Origin of the sequence: Pseudomonas sp. Ga0074129 (assembly GCA_001465025.1) — a bacterium.
Classification (GTDB): Bacteria; Pseudomonadota; Gammaproteobacteria; order Pseudomonadales; family Pseudomonadaceae; genus Aquipseudomonas.
This window is the reverse complement of sequence record LNDO01000110.1, coordinates 39622-64365: the sequence shown is the minus strand read 5'-3', so window position 1 is coordinate 64365 and position 24744 is coordinate 39622. Positions and strand designations below refer to the sequence as shown.

General features: G+C 59.6%; 27 protein-coding genes. 15 read left to right on the top strand and 12 right to left on the bottom strand.

The features are described from left to right. Positions 1-17 precede the first annotated feature (17 nt). Positions 18-674, bottom strand: coding sequence for a hypothetical protein (locus AUK77_RS17515; protein ID WP_296132302.1), 657 nt, complete (start codon positions 672-674; stop codon positions 18-20). A gap of 360 nt (positions 675-1034) precedes the next feature. Between AUK77_RS17515 and coxB the strand changes: the two genes are divergently transcribed. From coxB to AUK77_RS17495, 4 genes are read left to right on the top strand one after another with little or no spacing between them, the layout of a single operon-like run. Continuing rightward, positions 1035-2159: a cytochrome c oxidase subunit II gene (gene coxB, locus AUK77_RS17510; protein ID WP_296132300.1), complete on the top strand. Its 1125-nt coding sequence runs from the start codon at positions 1035-1037 to the stop codon at positions 2157-2159. Positions 2160-2163: 4 nt separating this feature from the next. Further along, on the top strand, positions 2164-3768 hold the full coding sequence (gene ctaD, locus AUK77_RS17505; RefSeq protein WP_296132297.1) for a cytochrome c oxidase subunit I: 1605 nt from the start codon (positions 2164-2166) through the stop codon (positions 3766-3768). A 10-nt stretch (positions 3769-3778) separates the two neighbouring features. After that, positions 3779-4345 carry a cytochrome c oxidase assembly protein gene (locus tag AUK77_RS17500; RefSeq protein ID WP_296132294.1) on the top strand — a complete coding sequence of 189 codons (567 nt, stop codon included), beginning with the start codon at positions 3779-3781 and terminating at the stop codon, positions 4343-4345. 12 nt (positions 4346-4357) lie between these two features. Continuing rightward, on the top strand, positions 4358-5245 hold the full coding sequence (locus tag AUK77_RS17495; RefSeq protein ID WP_296132290.1) for a cytochrome c oxidase subunit 3: 888 nt from the start codon (positions 4358-4360) through the stop codon (positions 5243-5245). 5 nt (positions 5246-5250) lie between these two features. On the opposite strand, the gene AUK77_RS17490 is transcribed toward AUK77_RS17495, so the two are convergent. Continuing rightward, the gene (locus AUK77_RS17490) at positions 5251-5454 is read right to left on the bottom strand and encodes a twin transmembrane helix small protein (protein WP_296132287.1); all 204 of its coding nucleotides are present in this window, start codon (positions 5452-5454) and stop codon (positions 5251-5253) included. Positions 5455-5537: 83 nt separating this feature from the next. Here AUK77_RS17490 and AUK77_RS17485 point away from each other — a divergent pair, with 83 nt between their 5' ends. Genes AUK77_RS17485 through AUK77_RS17465 form a run of 5 tightly spaced genes read left to right on the top strand, consistent with a single transcriptional unit; the run spans position 5538 to position 9479 of the window. Continuing rightward, complete coding sequence (locus tag AUK77_RS17485) at positions 5538-6269, top strand: SURF1 family protein (RefSeq protein ID WP_296132285.1); 732 nt, start codon at positions 5538-5540, stop codon at positions 6267-6269. Continuing rightward, on the top strand, positions 6244-6828 hold the full coding sequence (locus tag AUK77_RS17480; protein WP_296132282.1) for a hypothetical protein: 585 nt from the start codon (positions 6244-6246) through the stop codon (positions 6826-6828). The genes AUK77_RS17485 and AUK77_RS17480 overlap by 26 nt, the downstream gene beginning before the upstream one ends. A 52-nt stretch (positions 6829-6880) precedes the next feature. Beyond that, positions 6881-7918 carry a COX15/CtaA family protein gene (locus tag AUK77_RS17475; RefSeq protein WP_296132280.1) on the top strand — a complete coding sequence of 346 codons (1038 nt, stop codon included), beginning with the start codon at positions 6881-6883 and terminating at the stop codon, positions 7916-7918. A 22-nt stretch (positions 7919-7940) separates the two neighbouring features. Then, positions 7941-8840 (top strand): heme o synthase, encoded by a 900-nt coding sequence (gene cyoE, locus AUK77_RS17470; RefSeq protein WP_296132277.1) that lies wholly within the window; start codon positions 7941-7943, stop codon positions 8838-8840. Positions 8841-8846: 6 nt separating this feature from the next. Next, entirely contained in the window at positions 8847-9479 is a 633-nt protein-coding gene (locus AUK77_RS17465; RefSeq protein WP_296132275.1) for an SCO family protein, read from the top strand. Between the two features lie 113 nt (positions 9480-9592). Here AUK77_RS17465 and AUK77_RS17460 read toward each other — a convergent pair whose 3' ends face one another. The 7 genes from AUK77_RS17460 to zur all read right to left on the bottom strand — a co-directional run bounded on the left by AUK77_RS17460 (position 9593) and on the right by zur (position 15322). Next, the gene (locus AUK77_RS17460; protein ID WP_296132273.1) at positions 9593-10363 is read right to left on the bottom strand and encodes a MetQ/NlpA family ABC transporter substrate-binding protein; all 771 of its coding nucleotides are present in this window, start codon (positions 10361-10363) and stop codon (positions 9593-9595) included. 86 nt (positions 10364-10449) lie between these two features. Next, positions 10450-11127, bottom strand: a complete 678-nt coding sequence (locus tag AUK77_RS17455; protein WP_296132270.1) for a methionine ABC transporter permease — start codon at positions 11125-11127, stop codon at positions 10450-10452. Next, complete coding sequence (locus tag AUK77_RS17450) at positions 11127-12134, bottom strand: methionine ABC transporter ATP-binding protein (protein WP_296132268.1); 1008 nt, start codon at positions 12132-12134, stop codon at positions 11127-11129. The genes AUK77_RS17455 and AUK77_RS17450 overlap by 1 nt, the downstream gene beginning before the upstream one ends. 195 nt (positions 12135-12329) lie before the next feature. Continuing rightward, the gene (locus AUK77_RS17445) at positions 12330-13184 is read right to left on the bottom strand and encodes a PA5502 family lipoprotein (protein WP_296132264.1); all 855 of its coding nucleotides are present in this window, start codon (positions 13182-13184) and stop codon (positions 12330-12332) included. A gap of 68 nt (positions 13185-13252) precedes the next feature. After that, entirely contained in the window at positions 13253-14041 is a 789-nt protein-coding gene (znuB, locus tag AUK77_RS17440) for a zinc ABC transporter permease subunit ZnuB (protein WP_296132262.1), read from the bottom strand. Next, positions 14034-14840 (bottom strand): zinc ABC transporter ATP-binding protein ZnuC, encoded by an 807-nt coding sequence (gene znuC / locus AUK77_RS17435; protein ID WP_296132259.1) that lies wholly within the window; start codon positions 14838-14840, stop codon positions 14034-14036. The genes znuB and znuC overlap by 8 nt, the downstream gene beginning before the upstream one ends. Continuing rightward, positions 14837-15322, bottom strand: a complete 486-nt coding sequence (gene zur, locus AUK77_RS17430; protein WP_296132256.1) for a zinc uptake transcriptional repressor Zur — start codon at positions 15320-15322, stop codon at positions 14837-14839. The genes znuC and zur overlap by 4 nt, the downstream gene beginning before the upstream one ends. A gap of 93 nt (positions 15323-15415) precedes the next feature. Between zur and znuA the strand changes: the two genes are divergently transcribed. Beyond that, the gene (gene znuA, locus AUK77_RS17425) at positions 15416-16363 is read left to right on the top strand and encodes a zinc ABC transporter substrate-binding protein ZnuA (protein ID WP_296132312.1); all 948 of its coding nucleotides are present in this window, start codon (positions 15416-15418) and stop codon (positions 16361-16363) included. Positions 16364-16411: 48 nt separating this feature from the next. Here the strand turns inward: znuA and AUK77_RS17420 are convergent, their stop codons facing one another. Beyond that, complete coding sequence (locus tag AUK77_RS17420) at positions 16412-17362, bottom strand: homoserine kinase (protein WP_296132254.1); 951 nt, start codon at positions 17360-17362, stop codon at positions 16412-16414. Between the two features lie 11 nt (positions 17363-17373). Next, positions 17374-17658 (bottom strand): DUF2782 domain-containing protein, encoded by a 285-nt coding sequence (locus tag AUK77_RS17415; protein ID WP_296132251.1) that lies wholly within the window; start codon positions 17656-17658, stop codon positions 17374-17376. A 216-nt stretch (positions 17659-17874) separates the two neighbouring features. Here AUK77_RS17415 and polA point away from each other — a divergent pair, with 216 nt between their 5' ends. Then, a complete protein-coding gene (gene polA / locus AUK77_RS17410; protein ID WP_296132246.1) occupies positions 17875-20724 on the top strand; it encodes a DNA polymerase I in 2850 nt (949 codons plus the stop codon). A 429-nt stretch (positions 20725-21153) separates the two neighbouring features. Here the strand turns inward: polA and yihA are convergent, their stop codons facing one another. Further along, entirely contained in the window at positions 21154-21807 is a 654-nt protein-coding gene (yihA, locus tag AUK77_RS17405; protein ID WP_296132244.1) for a ribosome biogenesis GTP-binding protein YihA/YsxC, read from the bottom strand. Positions 21808-22054: 247 nt separating this feature from the next. On the opposite strand from yihA, the gene AUK77_RS17400 reads away from it, so the two are divergent. From AUK77_RS17400 to AUK77_RS17385, 4 genes are all read left to right on the top strand, one after another. Then, positions 22055-22357: a c-type cytochrome gene (locus AUK77_RS17400; RefSeq protein ID WP_296132243.1), complete on the top strand. Its 303-nt coding sequence runs from the start codon at positions 22055-22057 to the stop codon at positions 22355-22357. Positions 22358-22403: 46 nt separating this feature from the next. Continuing rightward, positions 22404-23009 (top strand): c-type cytochrome, encoded by a 606-nt coding sequence (locus AUK77_RS17395; protein WP_296132240.1) that lies wholly within the window; start codon positions 22404-22406, stop codon positions 23007-23009. A gap of 171 nt (positions 23010-23180) precedes the next feature. Beyond that, a complete protein-coding gene (locus AUK77_RS17390; RefSeq protein ID WP_296132235.1) occupies positions 23181-23810 on the top strand; it encodes a thiol:disulfide interchange protein DsbA/DsbL in 630 nt (209 codons plus the stop codon). A gap of 24 nt (positions 23811-23834) precedes the next feature. After that, positions 23835-24698 carry an endonuclease/exonuclease/phosphatase family protein gene (locus tag AUK77_RS17385; protein ID WP_296132234.1) on the top strand — a complete coding sequence of 288 codons (864 nt, stop codon included), beginning with the start codon at positions 23835-23837 and terminating at the stop codon, positions 24696-24698. The last annotated feature ends 46 nt before the right edge of the window (positions 24699-24744 follow it).

Sequence of the window (24744 nt, the reverse complement as noted above, 5' to 3'; positions counted from 1 at the left end):
GCGTGGTCGACCGCCGGTTAACCTGCGGCGCGGCGCTCGGTCAGTTGCAGTTCCACACCCAACTGACGGGACAGGCACGGCCAGCGCAGCCAGGCGGCTTCGGTTTGCGGGCTGTGCAGGCGCTCGCGGTAGGCTTGAACGGAGGCTTGAGCAAAGGTGCTGTCATCGAGCATGCCGTTGACCGCATGTTGCACGGCCTCATCCAATTGATTGGCAAAGGGCTCGCCGATCAACTGGTGAGCAATCAGGTTGGCGACGGTGGTGTCCAGCGGAATCAGCGGCGCGCCCAGGTGGCGGATGTAGCGGTCGTTCACTTCTTCCACCAGGCGATGTGCCAGGTAGGCTTCATCCAGCAAGCCTTCCAGCCCCTCATGCCCCGCCATCAGGGCCGGCGGCTGCAGGAAAAACGCCTCGGCAACTTTCAGCACGGGTTTAATCTGCGCCTCAATGCCGGCCTCTTGTGCCACGGCATGGGCGGCTTGCAGCATCTCTGGTACTTGCTCGATATAGGCACTGACAAAGCGCAATAACACCGCGTCGGTGTCAGTGCCGGGCAGGCGGATGGACGGATGCAATTGATCCAGATGGCCGTGCATTTGTTTGGCCAGTTGGCCTGTTTCGGCTTCGTGTTGCAGGGCTTGCTGGATCAAGGGATGCAAGGCGGCAATATTCATGACGGCTCCTGAATGTAGGACATGGGCGAGAACCTTAGCTGCCTCAGTGCTGTGGCTAAGAATAGATTGTCATAATTATTAAACAGTTATTCGAATCGGCTATACACATTGCCGACGATCTTTCTCTGTGCCGCGGCCGGCGCGGCCTCCCGTCAAGTAGCAATCTTTTACCGCTCATTTCGACTGGCGCGTTGCCAGCGCTAGACCCCTGTCTATACTCAAATTCGCAAGGCAGTACCTGATAACTCCGAATCAGCTGCGGCATCCACTGTTTATGCCTGTTTCCAGCTCCGGGAATACAGGCTGAGCGGGCCACAGACCGGTTCGTTGCATAACAAGAACAATGAAGGGGAACCCGCAATGACGCGACATCCACGAGTTTGGATGGGCCTCCTGTTGTGGCTGGTATTCAGTTCGGCGCACGCCAGCTGGGGTGTCAACATGACGCCAGGTGCCACCGAGGTCAGCCGCTCCGTATTTGATTTGCACATGACCATTTTCTGGATCTGCGTCGTGATCGGCGTGATCGTGTTCGGCGCGATGTTCTGGTCGATGCTCGTTCACCGCCGCTCGGTCGGTCAGAAGCCTGCTCATTTCCATGAAAGCACGACGGTCGAGATTCTCTGGACCGTGGTGCCGCTGGTCATCCTCATTGTCATGGCCGTTCCCGCCACCAAGGTGCTGATCGACATCTATGACACCAGCGAGTCGGAACTGGATATCCAGATCACCGGCTACCAATGGAAGTGGCATTACAAGTACCTCGGTGAAGACGTCGAGTTCTTCAGCAACATGTCCACGCCCAAGGCGCAGATAGAAAACCGCGCCGACAAAGGCGAGCACTACTTGCTGGAAGTGGATGAACCGCTGGTAGTGCCGGTGGGGACCAAGGTGCGTTTTCTGATTACTGCCGCCGACGTGATCCACTCCTGGTGGGTGCCTGCGCTGGCAGTGAAGAAGGACGCCATCCCCGGCTTTATCAACGAATCCTGGACGCGCATCGAAGAGCCCGGCATTTACCGCGGCCAGTGCACCGAGTTGTGCGGCAAGGATCACGGCTTTATGCCGGTCGTGGTTGAGGCCAAATCCAAAGAGGATTACGCCGTCTGGTTGGCAGAGCGCAAACAACTCGCGGCCGCCGAGAAAGAGCTGACCACCAAGGAATGGACCATGGACGAGCTCATGGCCCGTGGTGAAAAAGCCTACGTGACTGCCTGCTCGGCCTGTCACATGCCAAGCGGTGAAGGGTTGCCGCCAATGTTCCCGGCACTCAAAGGTTCGGCCATTGCTGTCGGCCCGGCCAAGGGGCACATCGACATCGTCGTCAACGGCAAGCCCGGTACCTCGATGGCTGCCTTCGGCAAGCAACTCTCGGAAGTCGATATCGCCGCGATCATCACCTACGAACGCAATGCCTGGGGCAATGCGGTAGGCGACATGGTCACGCCAAAAGACATCCTCGCGTTCAAACAGGCTCAGGAGTAAGGACATGAGTGCAGTGATCGATCCGGGCCACGTTGGCCACGGTCATGCCGGACATGACCATCACCACGGCCCGGCCAAGGGCCTGATGCGCTGGGTGTTGACCACCAACCATAAAGATATCGGCACCATGTACCTGTGGTTCAGCTTCGCCATGTTCCTGCTCGGCGGGTCGATGGCCATGGTGATCCGTGCCGAGTTGTTCCAACCGGGCCTGCAGATTGTGCAGCCCGAGTTCTTCAATCAGATGACCACCATGCACGGCCTGATCATGGTCTTCGGTGCGGTGATGCCGGCTTTTGTCGGCTTGGCCAACTGGATGATCCCGCTGATGATCGGCGCGCCGGACATGGCCTTGCCGCGCATGAACAACTTCAGCTTCTGGTTGCTCCCAGCAGCCTTTGGCCTGTTGGTCAGTACCCTGTTTATGGAAGGCGGCGGGCCCAACTTTGGCTGGACGTTCTATGCACCGCTGTCGACCACCTACGGGCCGGAAAGCACCACCTTCTTTATCTTCGCCGTGCACCTGATGGGCATCAGTTCGATCATGGGCGCGATCAACGTGGTCGCCACCATCCTCAACCTGCGTGCGCCCGGCATGACCTTGATGAAGATGCCGCTGTTCGTCTGGACCTGGCTGATCACCGGGTTTTTGCTGATTGCCGTGATGCCGGTGCTGGCGGGCTGCGTGACCATGATGCTGATGGATATCCACTTCGGTACTAGCTTCTTCAGCGCAGCCGGTGGTGGTGATCCGGTGCTGTTCCAGCACATATTCTGGTTCTTCGGTCACCCCGAGGTGTACATCATGATCCTGCCGGCGTTCGGTGCGGTCAGTGCAATCATCCCGGCCTTCGCGCGCAAGCCGTTGTTTGGCTACACCTCGATGGTTTATGCCACTGCGGCGATTGCCTTCTTGTCGTTTGTGGTCTGGGCGCACCACATGTTCACCGTGGGCATCCCGCTGACCGGCCAACTGTTCTTCATGTACGCCACCATGCTGATTGCCGTGCCCACGGGGGTGAAGGTGTTCAACTGGGCCAGCACCATGTGGCGCGGCTCGATGACCTTTGAAACGCCGATGCTGTTCTCCGTGGCTTTCGTCATCCTGTTCACCATTGGTGGTTTCTCCGGGTTGATGCTGGCCATCGCCCCGGCGGACTTCCAATACCACGACACCTACTTCGTGGTGGCGCATTTCCACTACGTGCTGGTGCCGGGTGCCATCTTCGGCATCTTCGCCTCGGCGTATTACTGGCTGCCCAAGTGGACCGGCCACATGTATGACGAAACCCTTGGCAAGCTGCACTTCTGGATGAGTTTTGTCGGCATGAACCTGGCGTTCTTCCCGATGCACTTTGTCGGGCTGGCCGGCATGCCACGGCGCATTCCCGACTACAACATGATGTTTGCCAACTTCAACATGGTGTCCTCGATTGGTGCCTTCATGTTTGGTGCCACCCAGTTGTTGTTCCTGTTCATCGTCATCAAGTGCATTCGGGGTGGCAAACCGGCTCCGGCCAAACCCTGGGATGGGGCTGAAGGGCTGGAGTGGTCGGTGCCATCGCCTGCGCCCTATCACACCTTTAGCACGCCACCTGAAGTGAAATAGGAGAGCGGCCGTGAGCGAAGGAATCAGTACCCGCGCCCTGGTCAGCCGCCTCTTGGTGGTGGTGGTGGTGATGTTCTGCTTCGGCGTCTTCGTTCTGCCACCTTTCTACGACGCCATGTGCCGGGTGTTTGGCATCAACGGTAAAACGGCGGATGCCTATCAGGGCGTGCAAACGCAGGACGACAGCCGCCAGGTGCGCGTGCAGTTTCTCGCGACCAATGCCGCGGGCATGGTCTGGAGCTTCGGGCCCATGGCGGACGAGTTGACGGTGCACCCCGGCGAGGCGCGCGACATGCTGTTTATTGCGCACAACCCGACGGATCAGCCCATGAGTGCGCAAGCGGTGCCCAGTGTGTCACCGGCGCGCGCGGCGGCTTTTTTCCACAAGACCGAATGCTTCTGCTTTACCCAGCAAGTGCTGCAACCCGGGGAGCGCATCGAAATGCCGGTGCGCTTTATCGTCGACCGTGATCTGCCCAAGGATGTCCATCACCTAACCCTGGGCTACACCCTGTTTGACATCACGGCGAGCAAGCCGCCGGTTGCCCAAGTGACCCTTACCCGGGCGGCACAATAAGGAGAACAACCCATGTCGAGTCACGAACAGTATTACGTTCCTGCGCAAAGCAAGTGGCCCATCATTGCCACGCTGGGGCTGCTGATTTCGTTCTACGGAGTTGGCACCTGGTTTAATGACCTGTCCGCCGACCGAGAAGGCTCCAACGGTCCGTTGATCTTTTTCATCGGCAGCCTGTTTCTGGCGTACATGCTGTTTGGCTGGTTTGGCAATGTGATCAAGGAAAGCCGCGACGGTCTCTACAGCCCGCAGATGGACCGTTCCTTTCGCTGGGGCATGAGCTGGTTCATTTTCTCTGAAGTGATGTTTTTCGCCGCTTTCTTCGGTGTGCTGTTTTACGTGCGAACCTGGGCGGGCCCCTGGTTGGGCGGTGAAGGCGACAAAGGGTTGGCCAACATGCTCTGGCCAGGGTTTGAGTACAGCTGGCCGATGCTTAATACGCCGGATCCCAAGCTTTATCCAGCACCCAGCGGCACCATCAGTGCCTGGGGCCTACCGCTGATCAACACGCTCTTGCTGGTAGCTTCCAGCGTAACTCTGACCTTTGCTCACCACGCTCTGCGCAAGAACCATCGCACTGCGCTGACGCGTTGGCTGGCGCTGACGGTAATTTTGGGCATCGCCTTCCTGGTTCTGCAGGTCGAGGAATACATCTACGCCTATAACGAACTGGGCCTGACACTGGGTTCGGGGATCTACGGCGCGACCTTCTTCATGCTGACGGGCTTTCACGGTGCGCATGTCACCTTGGGCACGCTGATGCTCGTCATCATGCTAGTGCGAGTGATGCGCGGACACTTCTCTCCCGAGCAGCACTTCGGCTTCGAAGCCGCTGCCTGGTATTGGCACTTTGTTGATGTGGTGTGGATTGGCCTGTTTGTTTTTGTCTACGTGATTTAACGCGGCTACCAAGTGACTTGGGGCACCAGTTGGCCGCTGTAGAAACCCCAGGCAATCAGCGCAACGGTCAACGCAGTGAGGGTGACACGCACGGTCAGCGCATTGACCAGTCGAGCGGAGTGACCTTCATCTTTGACCAAGAAGAACAAACCGCTGAACAGGCTAATCAGCGTTGCCAGCAGTAACAGGACGATCGCGGCCTTGAGCATGCGTAACTCCCATGATGTCGGGGAAGGGAAATGTACTTCAGTTGCAGTATAGCCAGGCTCTACCCGCTGACAGGTCGCCTGTCATGAGTGGCTTTCGGCCTGGCTGGCTGCCCAGCATCTTGGTGCTGATGTTGTTTCCCTGCCTGATTGCCTTGGGTTTCTGGCAACTGGCGCGCGCTGACGAAAAACGCTTGTTACTGGCCAGCCATGAAGCGCAGCAGCAAGCTTCCCCTATCAACCTGGATTTACTGGAGCGCGAGGCCAATCCGGCATACAAGCGCGTGCGCCTGCAAGGTTACTTCGATGCCCGACATACCCTGCTGCTGGATAACCGCATTCGCGATGGCAAGGTAGGCGTTGAGGTGTTGCAGCCGTTTTACGATCAGTCCAGCGGTCTTTGGGTGCTGCTTAATCGTGGTTGGTTAGCCTGGCCGGATCGGCGCATCACGCCGCGCTTCGCCACACCGGATACCCCGCTCACGCTGCAGGCCACCGTTTATGTGCCGTTGGGTGAAGCCTTCCAGCTGCAAAAAAATCCTCCTTCGAATGAATGGCCGCGCCTGATCAGCGAAGTCAAAGCCGATGCCCTATGGCAGCAACTGGGGCGTGGTGGTTTGGCTTACGAGGTACGCCTTGAACCGGGTCCGGCGTCCTTTCAGGTCAGCTGGCCGGTGATTGCCATGAGCCCCGACAAACACACCGGTTACGCCGTGCAGTGGTTCGCCTTGGCGGCGGCACTGCTTGGCTTGTTTATCTATCTAGGTTTAGTTAACGCACGGGAGATTCACCATGAACCCAGCCATCGCCCTGCCTGAGGTTTCACCGGGTCAACGTCTGCGTGGACGGCTGCAACTGATCATGATTTTGGCCGTCGTGATCGCCCCCATGTTGCTGGCCAGCGCCATGTATCACTTGCGTTTCTGGGTGCCGGAAACCCGCAGCTACCACGGTGAGTTGATTGGCAACGGCCAGACCTTGGCTGATCTGGGCGTGGCGGATGCCAATCAAGCCGGCTGGCAACTGCTGGTTACGGTGCCGCAGCAGTGCGATGAGCGCTGCAAAGAGCTGGTGTACCTCGCCCGTCAGGTGCACATCGGCCTGAACCGTGAGGTCAGCCGTGCCAGCCATGCTCTGGCCAGTGCGCTGCCACTGAGCGATGAATATGACGCTCAGTTGCGTCTGGAGTACCCGCAGTTGGCGCGCTACCCGTTGCAGCCAGAGGCTTACAGCAAAACCGCTGGCAAGGTCGAAGGCGCGCAACTGTGGATTGTCGATCCGCATGGCAACTTGGTGCTGCGCTACGACAATAGCATCAAGGGCAAAGCCATTCTCAACGACCTGCGCCACCTGCTGAAAATCTCGCAGATCGGCTAGCGTCTGCTCTGAATGGATGGTGTGACTCAAGGTTAACCACAAGGAGTTCCAGATGGCCAAACCCGGATACCGCTTTGCTCTGTTTGCCACTGTCCTGACGGTGCTGGTGGTGGTGTTGGGCGCCTACACCCGCCTGACCCATGCCGGCCTGGGTTGCCCGGATTGGCCGGGCTGTTATGGGTTTATCGGTGTGCCTATGAGCGAGCATAAGCAGACCATCGCCGAAGCGCGCTTTCCCGATGCCCCCGTGGAAGTGGCCAAGGGCTGGTACGAAATGATCCACCGTTATTTTGCTGGCGCGCTGGGTTTGGTCATTCTGGGGTTGGCTGTGCATGCGCTGCGTCGTCGCAGCAACGTCGAGCAACCGCTGAAACTGCCCTTGGCTTTACTGGCGCTAGTGACCCTGCAAGCGGCTTTTGGCATGTGGACCGTCACCCTCAAGCTCTGGCCTCAGGTGGTAACGGCACACCTACTTGGCGGCTTTGCCACGCTCAGTTTGTTGTTTTTACTGACCTTGCGCCTGTCCGGTCGCTTCCCGCCGCTGGACGTGACCCCGCGCCTGCGCGCGTTGGCTGCTGCCGCCTTGTTGCTGGTCATCGGGCAGATTGCGCTTGGCGGTTGGGTCAGCAGTAACTACGCCGCCGTGGCCTGTGTTGATTTGCCCACCTGCCATGGCGAGTGGTGGCCTGCGATGGATTTCGCCAACGGTTTCCACCTGACTCAGCACATCGGTCCGAACTACCTCGGCGGACAGCTCGACAGTGATGCGCGCACCGCCATCCACATGAGTCACCGTATCGGGGCCGTGTTGGTCACCCTGGTACTGCTGGCACTGGCGTGGCAGCTTAAACAGCGGGCCCAACCGCGCTTGGCGGCCCTGCTGTTATTGGCTCTGCTGGTACAGGTCAGCTTGGGTATCAGTAATGTGGTGTTCCACCTGCCGCTGCTGGTGGCGGTGGCACATAACCTCGGTGGCGCCGCCCTGCTGCTAACCTTGGTATTGATCAACTATCGATTGCGCAGCCGCCTGTGGCAGCGCGCAGCCGTATCCGAGGCGCCTCGCGGATTTGCCGCGATACCGAGCAAATAACAAGAATAAAAGGAGAGACCCTATGGCTACTCTTGCGCGCGAACAACAAGCCCATGCCGGCTGGCGTGATTACCTGGAGCTGACCAAACCCAGGGTCGTGGTGCTGATGCTGATCACCTCACTGGTTGGCATGTTCCTCGCCACCCGAGCGGGGGTTTCCTGGCAGATTCTGATCTTCGGCAACCTCGGCATTGGCTTGTGTGCCGGTGCGGCGGCGGCGGTGAACCATGTGGTTGATCGGCGCATTGACTCGATCATGGCGCGCACCCTCAAACGTCCCGTGACGGCCGGGCGCATCTCGCCCAGCGCCGCGTTGGGTTTCGCCCTGCTCTTGGCGGTGGCCGGGATGGCGCTGCTACTGACCTTCACCAACGAGCTGGCGGCCTGGCTGACCCTCGCATCCCTGCTGGGCTATGCGGTGCTCTACACCGGTTTTCTCAAGCGTGCTACGCCGCAGAACATTGTCATTGGTGGGCTGGCCGGGGCTGCGCCACCGTTGCTCGGCTGGGTCGCTGTAACCGGGCACATTAGCGCCGAGCCGTTGCTGTTGGTGCTGATCATCTTCGCCTGGACGCCGCCGCACTTCTGGGCGCTGGCCATTCACCGCAAGGAGGAGTACGCCAAGGCCGATATCCCCATGCTGCCGGTGACCCATGGCGAGCACTACACCAAGGTGCACATCCTGCTGTACACCCTGGTGATGTTTGCCGTGACTTTGCTGCCCTACGCCATTCACATGAGCGGCATGCTCTATCTGGCGTGCGCGGTGCTGCTGGGTGGGCGGTTCCTCTATTGGGCCACTGTGCTGTACCGTGACAGCCGGCCGCATGCGGCGATCAACACTTTCAAATACAGCATCTGGTATCTTTTCGCGCTGTTTATCGCCCTGCTGGTGGATCACTACCTGCTGCTCAATCTCTGAGGCCCCATGACTCGAACCCAGACCACCGTATTTGTCCTTGTCACCCTCGTTGCGCTGGTGCTGGGATTGACCGTTAACAAGGTGCTGAACAGCAAAGGACAGGGCGATCCGACTGTGTTGCTGGATGCCGGTATTGTGCTGCTGCCTCAGAGCCGAAGTCTGCCGGAACTGAGCCTGACCAATCAGGATGGCCAGACGGTGGCCGTCGACCAGCTCAAGGATCAATGGAGCCTGCTGTTCTTCGGCTACACCTTCTGCCCGGACATCTGCCCGGCCACCCTCGCTCAGTTGCGTCAGCTGCAAGGTCAATTACCGCCAGCGACGCTGAGTAAGCTGCGCATCATCATGGTCACGGTGGACCCGCATCGCGACACGCCGGAGCAGTTGAAGAAGTATTTGGATTATTTCGATGCCGGCTTTATTGGCCTGACGGGTGAGCAAGCCACCATCCAGAAGCTGGCCAATGGCGTAAGCATTCCGTTTATTCCGGCCGATACCAGCAAAGAGAACTATACCGTCGACCACAGCGGCAACCTGGTGCTGCTCGGGCCGGATGGCAAGCAGCGTGGCTTTATCCGTGCGCCGATCAACAACGCCAAACTGGTCGCGCAGCTACCGAGTCTGCTGGATCGTCCCTGATCCACCTGCCTTGCGCTGTTGAGCGCACTGCCAACAAAAATGCCGTTCACCCTGATGAGTGAACGGCATTTTTTTCGAGCGGGGTTTGGCGTTATGAATGCCTGCGCGACGTCTTAGAACGCCGGCACCACCGCACCTTGGTACTTCTCGGCGATAAAGGCTTTAACTGCATCGCTGTTCAGTGCCTTGGCCAGTTTCTGCAGGCCGGCGTTGTCTTTGTTGTCGGCGCGGGCAACCAGAATGTTGACGTACGGCGAGTCGCTGCCTTCGATGGCCAGTGCGTCTTTGGTTGGGTTGAGCTTGGCTTCCAGGGCGTAGTTGGTGTTGATCAGCGCCAGGTCTACCTGAGTCAGCACGCGCGGCAGGGTGGCGGCTTCCAGTTCACGCACCTTGATGGCTTTGGCGTTCTCAACGATGTCTTTCGTCGTGGCAAGGATGCCGGCTTCCGGCTTCAGGGTGATCACCCCGGCCTTTTGCAGCAGCAGCAGCGCGCGGCCGCCGTTGGTGGCGTCGTTGGGGATCACCACGTTGGCGCCTTGCGGCAGGTCGTTCAGGCTTTTGTGTTTGCTCGAGTACGCGCCAAAGGGTTCAACGTGCACACCGGCAATGCTGACCAGCTCAGTGCCACGGCTTTTGTTGAACTCATCGAGATACGGCTGGTGCTGGAAGAAGTTGGCGTCCAGGCGCTTTTCCGCCACTTGCACGTTGGGCTGCACGTAGTCGGTGAATACCTTGATGTTCAACTCAACCCCTTCGGCAGCCAGGGTCGGTTTAACGAATTCGAGAATTTCCGCGTGGGGTACGGCGGTGGCGGCGATGTTCAGGCTTTCGGCCTGGGCCGAGAAGGCAGCCAGTGCCGCGACAGCAGCGAGCAGTTTTTTCATGGTGAAACTCCTTGTGGGATCGTGTAGCGCGGCGGGTGGCCGCAAGATGTCAGCGTCGGTGCCAGCCGGCTGGCACCGGGCGGAATTTATTTACGTGAGAAGTGCACCACCAGTTTGTCACCGACGGTTTGCAGCACTTGCACCAGCACCAGCAGCAGAATCACGGTGACGGCCATGACGTCCGGCTGGTAGCGCTGATAGCCATAGCGCACGGCCAAATCGCCGAGGCCACCGCCGCCAATCAAGCCGCTCATGGCGGTGTAGGACACCAAAGTGATTGCTGTGACGGTGATCGCGGCAATGATGCCCGGTAGCGCTTCGGGCAGCAGGGCATTGACCACGATTTGTCGGGTGGTTGCGCCCATGGCCTGCGTGGCTTCGATGATGCCGCGGTCGACTTCGCGCAGCGCGGTTTCCACCAGGCGAGCGAAGAACGGCGTGGCCCCGACCACCAGCGGTGGGATGGCCCCGGCAACGCCGAGTGAGGTACCGGTGACGATCACCGTGAAGGGGATCATCACGATCAGCAAAATCACAAACGGCACCGAGCGCAGGATGTTCACCAGCAATGACAGCAGGCCATAGAAGGCTTTTTGCTCGAACATCTGCCGTGGGCTGGTGAGGAACAGCAGCACGCCCAGCGGCAGGCCGAGCAGGACGGTAAACAGCATGGAACCGCCGAGCATGCTCAGGGTGTCGAGGCTGGCGTAGCCGATTTCTGTCCAGTCAACGTTGGGTAACAGGCGGGTCAATAAGGCATCCATCAGCGCAGCACCTCCAAATGCACATCCGCCGCGTCAAAGCGCGCCAGCGCGGCGTCAATATCGCCGCCGGTGAGGGCCAGGGTGAGTTGGCCGTAGGGGGTGTCTTTGATGCGGTCGATGCGCCCGGCGAGGATGCTGTAATCCACCCCGGTCTCACGCGCCACCGTGCCCAGCAGTGGCGCGTAAGTGGCTTCACCCTGAAAGGTCAGGCGCAGAATGCGGCCCGGCACATGGGCAAAATCATCGTGCTGTTCGTTTTCGTTAACCTGCTCGGCTTCCTGCACGAAGCGCTTGGTGGTGGCGTGTTGTGGGTGCAGAAATACCTCGGCTACCGGACCGGATTCGACGATCACCCCGGCATCCATCACGGCCACGCGGTCACAGACGCGGCGGATCACATCCATCTCATGGGTGATCAGCACGATGGTCAGGTTCAGCTCACGGTTGATCTCGGTGAGCAGTTGCAGCACCGAGGCGGTGGTTTGCGGGTCGAGAGCGCTGGTGGCCTCGTCGCACAGCAGAATTTTTGGCTCGGTGGCCAGGGCGCGGGCAATGCCGACACGCTGCTTCTGACCGCCGGAGAGCTGTGCCGGGTATTTGTGGGCGTGATCTTGCAGGCCGACGCGGGCCAGCAACTCGGTCACGCGGGCGTTGATCGCACTGCGCGGCAGTTCGCCGGCCAGCTTGAGTGGCAGGGCCACATTGTCGGCAACGGTCTTGGACGACAGCAGATTGAAGTGCTGGAAGATCATCCCGACTTGCTGGCGGAAGCGTCGCAGGCCCGTAGCGTCGAGTGCTGTGACATCTTCAGCGTCGATTTCGATGCGCCCGCCGGACGGCTCTTCCAGACGATTGATTAGGCGCAACAAGGTGCTTTTGCCGGCACCGGAGTGACCGATGATGCCAAACACCTCGCCACGGGCAATGTGCAGGTCGCTCGGTTGCAGGGCGGGGATATCCTGGCCATTGACGCGATACGCCTTATGGACCTGATGAAAATTGATCACGCGTTAAACCTTTTGGGTTTGGGAGTTGCCGGGTAGGCCGAATCGGGCGGCTAGTCTACCCGGCGCTGTTTAGGTCGCAAAAATCTTTGTAGACCTATGGTTATAGCTAAATTGCATTATTGAGCGTCGCGTCCGACGGGGTGTGTCGGCTGCTGGCAAACGACCGCTACGTCCGCTCGAGTGGCCTGCAGGTCCTTACAGCTGTGGGCTGAGGACCAGTTGCGGCGCTTTATCCGGGTTGACCACATGGCTCAGGCGCGCGCTGAACGTGGGGTCCAGACGTTTGATGCGGGCATTGAGCAGTGAAGCGACCCAGGGGAAATCCTTGGCTTCGCGTACTTCGATGCGCACCGCGCAGCGAAAGGTCACCACATCGGCGGCCACTGCATCGAGCAGGCTGCGCAGGCGGGCGTTGTCCTGACTGTCCAGCATAGGCAGGGCAATCACACTGCGCGCGGCGCTGGGGTCGATCAAGCGCGCTTGCGGCTTTGCCGGTGCTGGCTCTTCGACGACCGGTGCATTGGGTAATGCAGTGGCTTGCAGGGCGGCGGCTTGGCGTTCAGCCGCCAGGCGCAGTTGGCGCGCTTGTTCAAGGCGTTCGCGCTCGGCGAGGGCTGCCGCGTCTGCTTCGGCGCGGCGCTGCTGTTCAGCGGCGGCGAGTTCAGCTTCACGCGCGCTGGCAATGGCTGCATCGAGGCCTTGGGTCAATGCCGGCGCTTGTGGCATCAGGCTGCGCGCGCGGCTCAGGGCTTGGGTGGCGCTATCCAGATCACCGGCTTGCAGGGCTTTTCGCCCCTGCTGCAGGTGGGCTTCGCTCAACTGGCGTTGGTATTGCTCCAGGCGCGTATCCCCGGCGGCGCGTTGTTGCAGGCTGCCGAGTTGGCTTTCGGCACCGCTCAGGTCGCCGCTGGCCAGGCTCTGGTCGAGCTGGCGAAAGGCGCTGACCAAGTCATCGACCGGCAGGTTGGCCGGCTGCTGCGGCGAGCTTTGACAGCCCGCCAGCAGCAGAACCAGGATCAAGGGAAATCCACGGAAAACGAACGATTTCATTGCTGCGCGTCTCGGATTGTGCAAAAAACGCGCAAGTCTACACTGCGTCCAAGGCCTGTACCAACCGTTCAGGCCGCACGCCGTGGCAGAGCGAAACTCAATAAGAACAGGGCGGCGGCGGTCACCACAATTGACGGCCCGGCGGGGGTGTCCTGAAACCACGACAGGCTCAGCCCGCCGCATACGGCGGCAATCCCGATCAAACTGGCGCCGAAGGCCATCTGTTCCGGCGTGCGCGAATGGCGCTGGGCGGCGGCGGCAGGAATGATCAGCAGGGAGGTGATCAGCAGCACGCCGACAATTTTCATCGCCACGGCAATCACCACGGCGATCAGCAGCATCAGGCTCAGGCGAATCGCCGCCACAGGCAGCCCCTCCACCCTCGCCAATTCTTCGTGCACGGTGATCGCCAGCAGCGGTCGCCAGAGCAAGGCCAGCAGCACCAAAACCAGCGCGCTGCCGCCGATGATCCAGGCCAGATCAGTAGGGCCGACGGCGAGCAAATCACCAAACAGATAACCCATCAGATCGATGCGTACATCGCGCATAAAGCTCAGCACCACTAGACCCAGTGACAGCGTGCTGTGCGCGAGGATGCCGAGCAAGGTGTCGGAGGCCAGCGGTTGGCGGCTTTGCAGGGTGACCAGCAACACGGCCAGCAGCACGCAGCCCACGGTGACGGCCAAGGTTGGGCTGACGTCGAGCATCAACCCCAAGGCCACGCCGAGCAGCGCGGCATGCGACAGGGTGTCGCCGAAATAGGCCATGCGCCGCCACACCACAAAGGAACCCAGCGGGCCGGCAACCAGCGCCAGCGCCAGGCCGGCAAGCAAGGCATTTAGTAGAAAATCAGCCATGCGTGCAGCCATCTCCGTGAATATGTGGTTTGACTGGGCCTTTGATGCTCAGGCCGCTGGCAGGGTCGTTGACCACTGCGCCGTGCAGGTCGTGGGCGTGATCATGGCGGTGGGTGTAGATGGCCAGGCTCTTGGCATCTTCGCCAAATAACTCGACAAAGGCCGGGTCGAAGCTGACTTGCTCGGGGTGCCCGGAGCAGCACACGTGACGGTTCAGGCAGACCACCTGATCGGTGGTGCTCATCACCAGATGCAGGTCGTGCGACACCATCAGCACACCGCAGCCGTGGCGGTCGCGCAGTTGCGTGATCAGCCGGTACAACTCCGCCTGACCGGCGACATCGACGCCCTGCACCGGCTCATCCAGCACCAACAATTCGGGCTTGCGTAACAGCGCGCGGGCCAGCAGCACGCGCTGCAGTTCGCCGCCGGAGATGCTTTGCAGTGGGCTGTCGATCACCTGCTCGGCACCCACTTCGGCCAGCGCCGCTTGCACATCCGTGCGTGTCACGCCCGGTACCAAGCGCAGAAAGCGCAGCACGGAGAGGGGCAGCGTGGCATCCACGTGCAGCTTTTGCGGCATGTAGCCCACGCGCAGTTTGGCTTTACGCCAGACGCTGCCGGTATCGGGTTTGAGCAGGCCGAGCACGGCCCGTACTAGGGTGGTTTTGCCTGCGCCGTTGGGGCCAATCAGCGTGACGATCTCGCCGGGCTTTACGCTCAGTTGCACATCATCCAGCACGCGTTGCCCGGCGAAGGTCACGCCCACACCGCTCAGGCGGATCAGTGCGTCACTCATGACGGTGTCCGGCAGCCTGCACAGAGGCCGACCACTTCCACTGTTTGCCCTTCCACGGCAAAGCCGACCCCGCTGGCGGCGTTGACAATGGCCTGGCTGATCAGCGGTTGTTCCAGTTCAATGGCCGCATGGCAGCCCCGGCAAATCAGAAATTGACCCTGGTGGGCGTGCTCCGGGTGGCTGCAGCCGACAAAGGCGTTCAGCGAGGCAATGCGGTGCACCAGGCCGTTTTCCAAAAGAAAATCTAGCGCTCGGTACACCGTTGGCGGCGCGGCGCGGCGGCCGTCTTCTTCGCTCAGCACGCCTAGAATGTCGTAAGCGCCGAGCGGTTTATGGCTGGCCCAAACCAGCTCCAGTACGCGCTTGCGCAGTGCCGTCAGGCGCAAACCCTGGCGCGCGCAGATGCTTTCGGCCTCAGCCAGGGCATGGCTAACGCAGCGGGAATGGTCATGGGGGCGTGAAGCCAGCGGTGCTTGAGTCATGGGCAACGACGAATCAGGTGGGGGACGTTATTATATTACCCGTTCCTTCCTGTTTGAGTGCTTCCCGTGTTGCGTCTTTTTCCGGCCTTAGGCCTGCTGTTGCTTACTTTTGCCGTGAGTGTGCCGGCTTTGGCGCAGGTTCAGCCGCGCGTGCTGACCAGCATCAAACCGCTGCAACTGATCGCTGCCGCCGTGCAGGATGGCGTTGGCCAGCCCGAGGTGCTGCTGCCACCGGGCGCCTCGCCGCATCATTACGCGCTGCGTCCCTCGGACGTGCGCCGGGTGCGTGAGGCCGACCTGCTCTATTGGATCGGCCCTGATCTGGAGAGCTTCCTGCCGCGTGTATTGGAAGGTCGCAGCAAGCCAAACGTGGCGGTGCAAGACGTGCCCGGTATGACCTTGCGGCATTTTGGCGATAGCCACGCTGAAAAGGCCGACGCTCATCATGATCACGCCGATCACGCCGATCACGCCGATCATGGCCAGCCTGCGGATCAGCATGACCACGATCATCGTCCCGGCAGTCTTGACGCGCATCTGTGGTTGCTGCCCGCCAATGGCCGGGTGATCGCCCACAAAATGGCTGCCGACCTGGCGCAACTCGATCCGGCCAATGCCGCGCGGTATCAGGCCAATGCCGAGGCTTTTGCTCAGCGACTGGATGCGCTGGATCAACGTTTGAAAAGCCGCTTGAGCGGCTTGGCCGGCAAGCCTTACTTCGTCTTCCACGAAGCCTACGACTATTTTGAGGCCGCCTACGGCCTCAAGCATGCCGGTGTCTTTAGCGTACTGGGTGAAGTTCAGCCGGGCGCTCAGCACGTCGCCGCTATGCGCGAGCGCCTGCAACAGGCTGGCCCTAGCTGCGTGTTTAGCGAGCCACCGTTCCGTCCGCGCTTGGCGCAAACCCTGACCGCCGGCCTGCCCGTCACCCTGGCGGAGCTGGATGCTATGGGCGGCAACCTAGCCGCCGAAGCCAGCGGCTATGAAACCCTGCTGGAAAACCTAGCGGGCGAGTTGGCAGGGTGTCTGGAGGCGTTGTAAGTCGAGTGGGCTGCACAGCCGTTCAGCCCACCTAGGCATAGCCACACCTTAGAACGCGAACGGCAGCGTCAGCTCGATGTGTTGGCGCTGCGCCAGACGACGCCGAAATTCGTCTGGGTCGTGGATCAGCACGTCCTGCCCTGCAAAGGACTGAGAGGCAATCAATCGCGACAGCCAGAAGCGCACACAGGCAATGCGCAGCATGGCGGGCCACAATTCTGCTTCCGCCGCCGTGAATGCTCGCAACCCGGCGTAGGCACCCAGCAGCGCTTGCGCGCGTTTGGGGTCGAGGCTGCCATCCTCGTGTGAGCACCAATCGTTCAGGGCAATCGCCAAGTCGTAAAGCATCGGACCCGAGCAGGCGTTGTAGAAATCAATCACACCGGCTAGGTGGTTGCCGTCAAACAGCACGTTATCGCGGAACAGGTCGGCATGCAGGTTGGCTTGTGGCAAGGCGAGCAGGCGTGGCTTGAGCGTCTGGATTTCGGCCAAGGCATCACGCAGCAATGGCAGCTGTTCATCGGGTAGCTGCAGAGCCAGACTCGGCCCTTCGGCCAGCATCCAGTCCAATCCCCGGTCACTTTTGCGCGGCAGCGGTTGCGCCCGCGTAGCCAAGTGAATACGCGCCAGCAACGCGCCGACTTCCTGGCAATGATGCGCATTGGCGGCGTGCACGTGCTTACCGGCCAAGCGCGGTTGCAGCAGCGCCGGTTTTCCGGCCAGGCTGCGCAGCGCCTCGCCTGCAGTTGTGCGCAGGGCATAGGGCACGGGCAGGCCCGCACCGTGCAGTACATCAAGCAGGTCGATAAAGAACGGCAGATCGCTGCTCGGCCCCCGCTCGATCAGGGTCAGTACGTATTCCCCGCGTTCCAGGCTGACGAAGAAATTGCTGTTCTCGCTGCCTGCCGCAATGCCCTGGAAGTCGCGCAGGCGACCCAGTTCATAAGGGGCGAGAAACGCCTCAAGCTCAGGTCGCTCAAGCGGGGTAAACACAGACATGGATTAACGCCTTACCACTTAAAGATTTCCCACTGCGGAATCAGCATGTCGGGCTGGTCGGAGCGGATAAAGTTGCCTTCACTGCCATCGGCGCGCACCAGGAAGTAGGGCTTGCCCTTTTTCGGTGTGATCTTGATCGCGTAGAGAAAGCCGTTCTGCCGGTATTCGGTGATGGTGCGGTCGCCGTCCTGGCGAATGGTCACATCCGGATCGGCCGTCACCGGGTCTTCGGCGTGGGCGGCCACGGTGGTGAATGCCAGCAGAGTGGCCAACAACAGGCGATTGAGTGTGCGCATGATAACCTTGTCCCTTTGATTGCTATGGTGCAGCCATTCTAACAGGCTGTTGAGAAACTACCTGCGTTGGCAATCCTGCGTTAAAAACAGGCTCGGATGCTCATGTACAGCACGTAAACTCCGCGTCCTCGCCTGTTTTTGCCTGGTCTTGCCGGCCTCGCTAACGTTTCCAACAGCCTGTTACCGCTGCCCCCGCTGAAAAGGTTGATCCTGCTCATGAGTCAAGCCCCTCTCGTTCTGGTTGACGGTTCGTCTTACCTGTACCGCGCCTTCCACGCCCTGCCGCCGTTGACCACCTCCAAAGGCCTGCCAACCGGCGCGGTCAAGGGTGTGCTGAACATGCTCAAGAGCCTGCGCAAGCAGTACCCGAAAAGCCCGTTTGCCGTGGTGTTCGATGCCAAAGGCGGGACCTTTCGCGACGAACTGTTTGCCGATTACAAAGCCAATCGCCCGTCGATGCCCGATGAACTACGTGTACAGGTCGAGCCGCTGCATGCAAGCGTACGGGCGATGGGTTATCCGTTGCTGTGTGTCGAAGGCGTCGAAGCCGATGACGTGATCGGCACCCTGGCCCGCCAATGCGCCGCTGAAGGCCGCGACGTGGTCATCTCCACCGGCGACAAGGACATGGCTCAGCTGGTTTGCCCGCACGTTACGCTGGTCAATACCATGACCGGAAGCGTCTACGACATCGATGGCGTAAAAGCGAAATTCGGTGTCGGTCCTGAGCTGATCATCGACTACTTGGCGCTGATGGGCGACAAGGTCGACAACATTCCCGGTGTGCCGGGTGTGGGTGAAAAAACCGCGCTGGGCTTGCTGGTCGGTATCGGTGGCGGCCTCGATGTGTTGTACGCCAACCTCGAAAAAGTGCCGGAGCTGCCGATTCGTGGAGCCAAGAACTTGCCGGCCAAACTCATCGAGCATAAGGACATGGCTTACCTGTCTTATCAGCTGGCCACCATCAAACTGGATGTGCCGCTGAATATCGCCATCGAGTCGCTGCACCCGAGCGCTATGGATGTGCCGGCGCTGTTGGAGCTTTACGTCGAGTTGGAATTCAAAACCTGGCGTGATGAACTGCTGCGCAGCAATCCGGCCCCGGCGGTCAAGGCACCGGTCGCAGCGCCTGCCGATGACCTGTTTGTCCTCGCCCCCAGTGCCGCCCCTACAGTCGTGCCAGCTCCAGCCGTTGCTGAGGCGCCAACCGCTGATGCGGCGGTTGGCGAGTTGCCCGCAGTGGCAGCATTGGGTGATTACCAGTGCATTCTGGAGCAGGCGCAGTTCGAGGTTTGGCTGGAGAAGCTGCGCAACGCCGAGCTGATCGCCTTCGACACCGAAACCACCGGCCTGGATGCACAAAAGGCGCAATTGGTCGGCCTGTCCTTTGCGGTTAAGGCTGGCGAAGCAGCGTATATCCCGGTCGCGCATTCTTATATGGGCGTGCCGACGCAGCTGGACCGTGATGCGGTGCTTAAGGCGCTCAAGCCGATTTTGGAAGATCCGCACAAGGCCAAGGTCGGTCAGCACGCCAAGTACGACATCAACATCCTCGCCAATGCCTCAACGCCGATCCACGTGCAGGGCGTAATGTTCGACACCATGCTCGAATCCTACGTGCTGGACTCCACCGCCACCCGTCACGACATGGACAGCCTGGCGCTCAAGTATCTCGATCACAGCAACATCCGTTTCGAAGACATCGCCGGTAAGGGCGCCAAGCAGCTGACCTTTGACCAGATTGATCTGGCACAGGCAGCGCCTTATGCCGCCGAAGATGCCGACGTGACCCTGCGTTTGCATCAACACCTGTGGGCCAAGCTCTCGGCAGAACCGAGCCTGGCCAAGGTGCTGCAAGAAATCGAAATACCGCTGGTGCCGGTGCTGGCGCGTATCGAGCGCCAAGGTGCGCTGGTGGATGCCAAGCTGCTGGGCCTGCAAAGTAATGAGTTGGGCGAAAAGCTGGTGGCGCTGGAGCGTCAGGCGTTTGAGATCGCCGGGGAAGAATTCAACTTGGCTTCGCCCAAACAGCTTGGGGTGATTCTCTACGAGAAGCTCGGTTTGCCGGTGATCAGCAAAACCGCCAAGGGTCAGGCCTCCACGGCTGAAGCGGTGCTGGCCGAATTGGCTGAACAAGATTTTGAACTGCCTAAAGTGCTGATGCAGTACCGCAGCTTAAGCAAACTGAAAAGCACCTATACCGACCGTTTGCCGGAGCAGATCAACCCACGTACCGGGCGCATTCACACCAGCTACCACCAGGCGGTTACCGCCACCGGGCGTTTGTCATCCTCCGACCCGAACCTGCAAAACATCCCAATTCGCACCGCCGAAGGTCGGCGTATTCGCCAGGCGTTTGTCGCGCCCAAGGGCTACAAGCTGTTGGCGGCGGACTACTCGCAAATCGAGCTGCGCATCATGGCGCATCTGGCTCAGGATGAAGGCTTGCTGGATGCCTTCCGCCATGGCCGTGACGTGCACAAAGCCACCGCGGCTGAAGTATTCGGCGTGCCGCTGGAGGCTGTCACCACCGATCAACGCCGCAGCGCCAAGGCGATCAACTTCGGTTTGATTTACGGCATGAGCGCCTTCGGCCTGGCCAAGCAAATTGGTTGTGATCGCAAGCAAGCGCAGGCCTATATCGACGTGTATTTCCACCGCTATCCCGGCGTACTGGCTTACATGGAGCGCACTCGCGAGCAGGCGTCCGAGCAAGGCTATGTCGAAACCCTGTTCGGCCGTCGCCTGTACCTGCCGGATATCCACGCGAAGAACCCGGCGTTGCGCAAAGGGGCCGAGCGCACCGCGATCAACGCACCGATGCAAGGCACGGCAGCGGACATCATCAAGCGCGCCATGGTGACGGTAGACAACTGGTTGAGTGAGTCGGGCCTGGATGCGAGGGTCATCCTGCAGGTGCACGATGAACTGGTGCTGGAGGTGCGCGAAGAGTTGGTGGAGCAAGTCACCGAGCAGATCAAGCCGCTGATGGGCAACGCCGCCGCGCTGGATGTGCCGCTCTTGGTCGAAGTGGGTGTGGGTGACAACTGGGATGAAGCGCACTGATATCCATAATTCAGCGCCTGCTAAAACGGGCGCTGTGACTTTATGGCATTAGCTATATGGTTTTTATAGCCAATCGATTCAAAGCGCTTTTTGAACTTTCTGCCAGACCGACCAGTCAGAGCTTATGAACGGCCTAGACAGCCCTTCATTGCTCCTAGTTGTGTTAAGTGTTGGCAGATTCTGAACTCCCCCTAGCAGTTCAGACGTTAAACCCCGAACTTCCCTCCCCCATAAGAAGTTTGGGGTTTTTTTTGCCTAGCATTCATTGGCTGCCACCCTGCGGGCCGTCGCTGCGCGACGTCAAAAATGATTCCCGGTCATTTTTGCCCGACCATCCTCTCCCGCGCTCTGTTCAGTTGGCTATTACCGTCCGGCGAAGCACCCGCTCACCGGACATGGCGTCAGCCTCTTGTGCGCACGCAACATGAATCAGGCTTCGCTTTCTTCGTCATCTGGCAGCGCAAATTCACCCAATTGCAGCCATTCGGCCAGCACAGCCTGCGCGTCTTCGATGCCCATACGTTTGGGGGCGGAGAATAACTGGATGCTGACGCGGTCGCCCCAGCGCTGGCGAATGTCCTGTTGCACCTTGAGCAGCGCATTTTTGGCTGCGCCGAACGCCAACTTGTCGGCTTTGGTCAGGAGGATATGCATGGGCATTTCGCTGGCCACTGACCAATCCAGCATGAGGATGTCGAACTCGGTCAGAGGCTTGCGGATATCCATCATCAGCATCAGCCCGCGCAGGCTTTCCCGGCTGCCCAGGTAAGCTTCCAGGTGTTTTTGCCAGTGCAGTTTCAGTGGGATGGGCACCTTGGCGTAGCCATAGCCTGGTAGGTCAACCAAACGGCGCTCTTCATCCAGTTTGAAAAAGTTCAGCAACTGGGTGCGCCCAGGTGTCTTTGACGTGCGCGCTAGGCTAGCGTGGGTTAGGGTATTAAGGGCGCTGGATTTACCGGCGTTGGAACGCCCGGCAAAGGCCACTTCATGACCAAAATCCTCCGGACACTGATCGACCTTGGCCGCGCTGATAAGAAAGCTGGCCTGTTGGCACAGACCGATAATGGGGTTCTTGGCTTGCATCTGGATTTCCGTGAGGGCGAGCGTGAAGAGGCGTTACAGGCGCGATGCCCTTGCGACATTTGCGCGCAGCCTGCCTTTGCTGGTGTAGCCTAGCAAGCAGCGTCGTTTCCGTTTCAATGTTGCCAGTATATAATGACGCAGATTTTGTGTGCGCTTTCTCCCAACCGTTGGACAAGTGTTCACGGGAACGATTTAGATCATCTGCCCATAGAAAGCAGTACGTTCCCCTCCTGATGAGGTTGATCTGATGAAAAAATTGCTGACTGTAGCTGCTGCCATGCTGGTTACCATGGGTGCTCATGTGGGTGCTCATGCGGCCCAAGACCCTGAAGCGGTGTACGCCCGTTCTTGCGGTGTTTGCCATAATGGGCAAATCCCAACCTCGCCAAAGCGTGGCGATAAAGCCGCGTGGGAACCGCGTCTGGCCAAAGGCACTGATGCTTTGGTGCAGAGCGTGACCAATGGTTTGGGGGCCATGCCACCGCGTGGACTGTGCATGGACTGTACAGCCGAGGATTACAAAGCGGTCATTAAGTTGATGACCGAGTAAGCCCGGCTTATAAACTCTTTCTCTTAGCCGTAAATTGGATTAGCTGATGAACAAAGTACTCGTGAGTCTGCTGTTGACCCTGGGCATTACCGGTTTTGCACATGCCGCAGGCAATGCTGAAGCCGGTCAGGGTAAGGTTGTTATGTGTGGTGCCTGCCATGCTGCCGATGGCAACAGTGCTGCACCGAACTTCCCGAAACTGGCCGGGCAAGGCGAGCGGTACTTGCTCAAACAGCTAAAGGACATCAAGTCCGGTGCACGGCCAATTGTTGAGATGACCGGTTTGCTGGATAACCTGAGTGATCAGGATATGGCGGATATCGCCGCGTTCTATGCCAGCCAGCAAATGAGTGTTGGCGCAGCTGACCCGAAACTGGTTGAGGCAGGACAGGCACTGTTCCGCGGCGGCAAGCTGGATGAAGGCATGCCAGCTTGCATCGGCTGTCACGCCCCGGATGGCAGCGGCCTTGCAGCGGCTGGTTTCCCGAAACTGGCTGGCCAGCACGCTACTTACGTCGCCAAACAGCTGACAGACTTCCGCGAAGGCAACCGCACCAATGACGGCGAAAGCATGATCATGCGCGCCATCGCGGCCAAGCTGAGCAACAAGGACATCGAAGCGCTGTCCAGCTACATCCAGGGTCTGCACTGATCCAGGCTTGCGACATGCTGTAAACAAAAGGGGTGGCTGATGCCGCCCCTTTTTTATTGTTTGCATCGCAGCACGACAGCGACAATCTCTACAATCAGTGGAACCACTGTTAGCCTCGCGGGTCGAACCGCCGTTCGCTTTCACGCGCCATCCATAGCCAAGGAGTAATGCATGCGTAACCTGATCCTCAGCGCCACTCTTGTCACCGCCAGTCTGTTTGGCCTGAGTGCTCACGCCGAGCCGATTGAAGCCGGCAAACAGTATGTTGAGCTGAATAACCCAGTGCCTGTTTCCAAGCCCGGCAAAATTGAAGTGGTTGAGTTGTTCTGGTACGGCTGCGGTCATTGCTACCAGTTTGAGAACACCCTTAATCCGTGGGTGGACAAGCTGCCTGAAGACGTCAATTTTGTGCGTATTCCGGCCATGTTTGGCGGCATGTGGAACGTTCACGGCCAGCTCTTTGTGACCCTTGAGGCGATGAAAGCGGAGCACAAGGTTCACGCCGCCGTGTTTGATGCCATCCACGTGCAGGGCAAGAAATTGGCCACGCCCGAAGAAATGGCCGACTTCCTGGCTGTTGAGGGCATCGACAAAGCTGCCTTCCTGAAAACCTATAACTCCTTCGGCGTGAAGAGCCAGCTGGAAAAAGCCAAGAAGCTCGCCATGGCCTACCAGATCACCGGTGTGCCGGTGATGATCGTCGGCGGCAAGTACCGTTTCGACATCAGCAGCTCCGGTGGTGCGCAACAAGCGCTGCAAGTGGCCGATCACCTGATCGCCAAAGAGCGCGCCGCGCAGTAAGCGGGCGAAACGGGACGCACGCCCATGCTCAGGCGTTGGCCCGCTAAACGAGGAATTGACCTGTGTGACCCGCAGGTCAATCCACGTTGTGATGCGCAGCACGGCTTGCCAGCAAATGGCAGCCTGCGCCTGCTGAGTTTCAATATTCAGGTCGGTATCAGTACCCAGCGCTATCACCATTACCTGACGCGTAGCTGGCAACACCTGCTGCCGCATGCCGGCCGCAATGGCAATTTGCAGCGCATTGGCGATCTGCTTGGCGATTTTGATCTGGTGGCCTTGCAGGAAGTTGATGGAGGCAGCCTGCGCTCGGGTTACCTCAATCAGGTCGAGCACCTGGCGCACCTGGGAGCCTTCCCTTACTGGTATCAACAACTCAATCGCAACATGGGGCATCTCGCCCAGCACAGTAATGGTGTGCTCAGCCGCTATCGCCCCAGCTTGCTGGAAGACCATCCTCTGCCTGGCCCGCCCGGGCGTGGTGCAATGTTGTTGCGTCTTGGCGAGGGCCCCGATGCGATTGCTGTGGTGATGATGCACCTGGCGTTGGGTGCGCGAACTCGCACTCGCCAGTTGGCCTACATCCGCGAATTACTCAGCGACTATCGGCATCGCGTGTTGATGGGCGACATGAACACCCATGCCAGCGATTTGCTGGAGCATTCGCCGCTCCGTGATCTGGGTCTGTGGGCACCGCAGATCGAGGCCACGTTCCCGAGTTGGCAGCCTAAGCGCTGCCTCGACCATATCCTCCTCAGCCCGACACTGTCTCTTGAACGCTGTGAAGTATTACCGGTCTCCATCTCTGACCACTTACCTGTTGCTGTACAAATTCGCTTGCCCTCTTCACTCTCAGGGCCTGCAACACCTATGCTGATTAAGCCTTAGCACGTCAGCTGCTGGCACGACCACCTGCAACACTCCCCGATCAGTG

What these genes read in the sequence shown, in the direction of transcription:
- AUK77_RS17455 (WP_296132270.1), bottom strand. Translation starts at nt 11,127, where the DNA reads ATGGATGCCTTATTGACCCGCCTGTTACCCAACGTTGACTGGACAGAA.
- znuB (WP_296132262.1), bottom strand. Translation starts at nt 14,041, where the DNA reads ATGGCTGATTTTCTACTAAATGCCTTGCTTGCCGGCCTGGCGCTGGCG.
- AUK77_RS17480 (WP_296132282.1), top strand. Translation starts at nt 6,244, where the DNA reads ATGAACCCAGCCATCGCCCTGCCTGAGGTTTCACCGGGTCAACGTCTG.
- AUK77_RS17485 (WP_296132285.1), top strand. Translation starts at nt 5,538, where the DNA reads ATGAGTGGCTTTCGGCCTGGCTGGCTGCCCAGCATCTTGGTGCTGATG.
- AUK77_RS17400 (WP_296132243.1), top strand. Translation starts at nt 22,055, where the DNA reads ATGAAAAAATTGCTGACTGTAGCTGCTGCCATGCTGGTTACCATGGGT.
- znuC (WP_296132259.1), bottom strand. Translation starts at nt 14,840, where the DNA reads ATGAGTGACGCACTGATCCGCCTGAGCGGTGTGGGCGTGACCTTCGCC.
- AUK77_RS17445 (WP_296132264.1), bottom strand. Translation starts at nt 13,184, where the DNA reads ATGAAATCGTTCGTTTTCCGTGGATTTCCCTTGATCCTGGTTCTGCTG.
- cyoE (WP_296132277.1), top strand. Translation starts at nt 7,941, where the DNA reads ATGGCTACTCTTGCGCGCGAACAACAAGCCCATGCCGGCTGGCGTGAT.
- AUK77_RS17415 (WP_296132251.1), bottom strand. Translation starts at nt 17,658, where the DNA reads ATGCGCACACTCAATCGCCTGTTGTTGGCCACTCTGCTGGCATTCACC.
- AUK77_RS17385 (WP_296132234.1), top strand. Translation starts at nt 23,835, where the DNA reads ATGCTCAGGCGTTGGCCCGCTAAACGAGGAATTGACCTGTGTGACCCG.
- AUK77_RS17515 (WP_296132302.1), bottom strand. Translation starts at nt 674, where the DNA reads ATGAATATTGCCGCCTTGCATCCCTTGATCCAGCAAGCCCTGCAACAC.
- AUK77_RS17460 (WP_296132273.1), bottom strand. Translation starts at nt 10,363, where the DNA reads ATGAAAAAACTGCTCGCTGCTGTCGCGGCACTGGCTGCCTTCTCGGCC.
- yihA (WP_296132244.1), bottom strand. Translation starts at nt 21,807, where the DNA reads ATGCAAGCCAAGAACCCCATTATCGGTCTGTGCCAACAGGCCAGCTTT.
- AUK77_RS17475 (WP_296132280.1), top strand. Translation starts at nt 6,881, where the DNA reads ATGGCCAAACCCGGATACCGCTTTGCTCTGTTTGCCACTGTCCTGACG.
- AUK77_RS17490 (WP_296132287.1), bottom strand. Translation starts at nt 5,454, where the DNA reads ATGCTCAAGGCCGCGATCGTCCTGTTACTGCTGGCAACGCTGATTAGC.
- AUK77_RS17420 (WP_296132254.1), bottom strand. Translation starts at nt 17,362, where the DNA reads ATGTCTGTGTTTACCCCGCTTGAGCGACCTGAGCTTGAGGCGTTTCTC.
- AUK77_RS17495 (WP_296132290.1), top strand. Translation starts at nt 4,358, where the DNA reads ATGTCGAGTCACGAACAGTATTACGTTCCTGCGCAAAGCAAGTGGCCC.
- coxB (WP_296132300.1), top strand. Translation starts at nt 1,035, where the DNA reads ATGACGCGACATCCACGAGTTTGGATGGGCCTCCTGTTGTGGCTGGTA.
- AUK77_RS17390 (WP_296132235.1), top strand. Translation starts at nt 23,181, where the DNA reads ATGCGTAACCTGATCCTCAGCGCCACTCTTGTCACCGCCAGTCTGTTT.
- zur (WP_296132256.1), bottom strand. Translation starts at nt 15,322, where the DNA reads ATGACTCAAGCACCGCTGGCTTCACGCCCCCATGACCATTCCCGCTGC.
- polA (WP_296132246.1), top strand. Translation starts at nt 17,875, where the DNA reads ATGAGTCAAGCCCCTCTCGTTCTGGTTGACGGTTCGTCTTACCTGTAC.
- ctaD (WP_296132297.1), top strand. Translation starts at nt 2,164, where the DNA reads ATGAGTGCAGTGATCGATCCGGGCCACGTTGGCCACGGTCATGCCGGA.
- AUK77_RS17395 (WP_296132240.1), top strand. Translation starts at nt 22,404, where the DNA reads ATGAACAAAGTACTCGTGAGTCTGCTGTTGACCCTGGGCATTACCGGT.
- AUK77_RS17465 (WP_296132275.1), top strand. Translation starts at nt 8,847, where the DNA reads ATGACTCGAACCCAGACCACCGTATTTGTCCTTGTCACCCTCGTTGCG.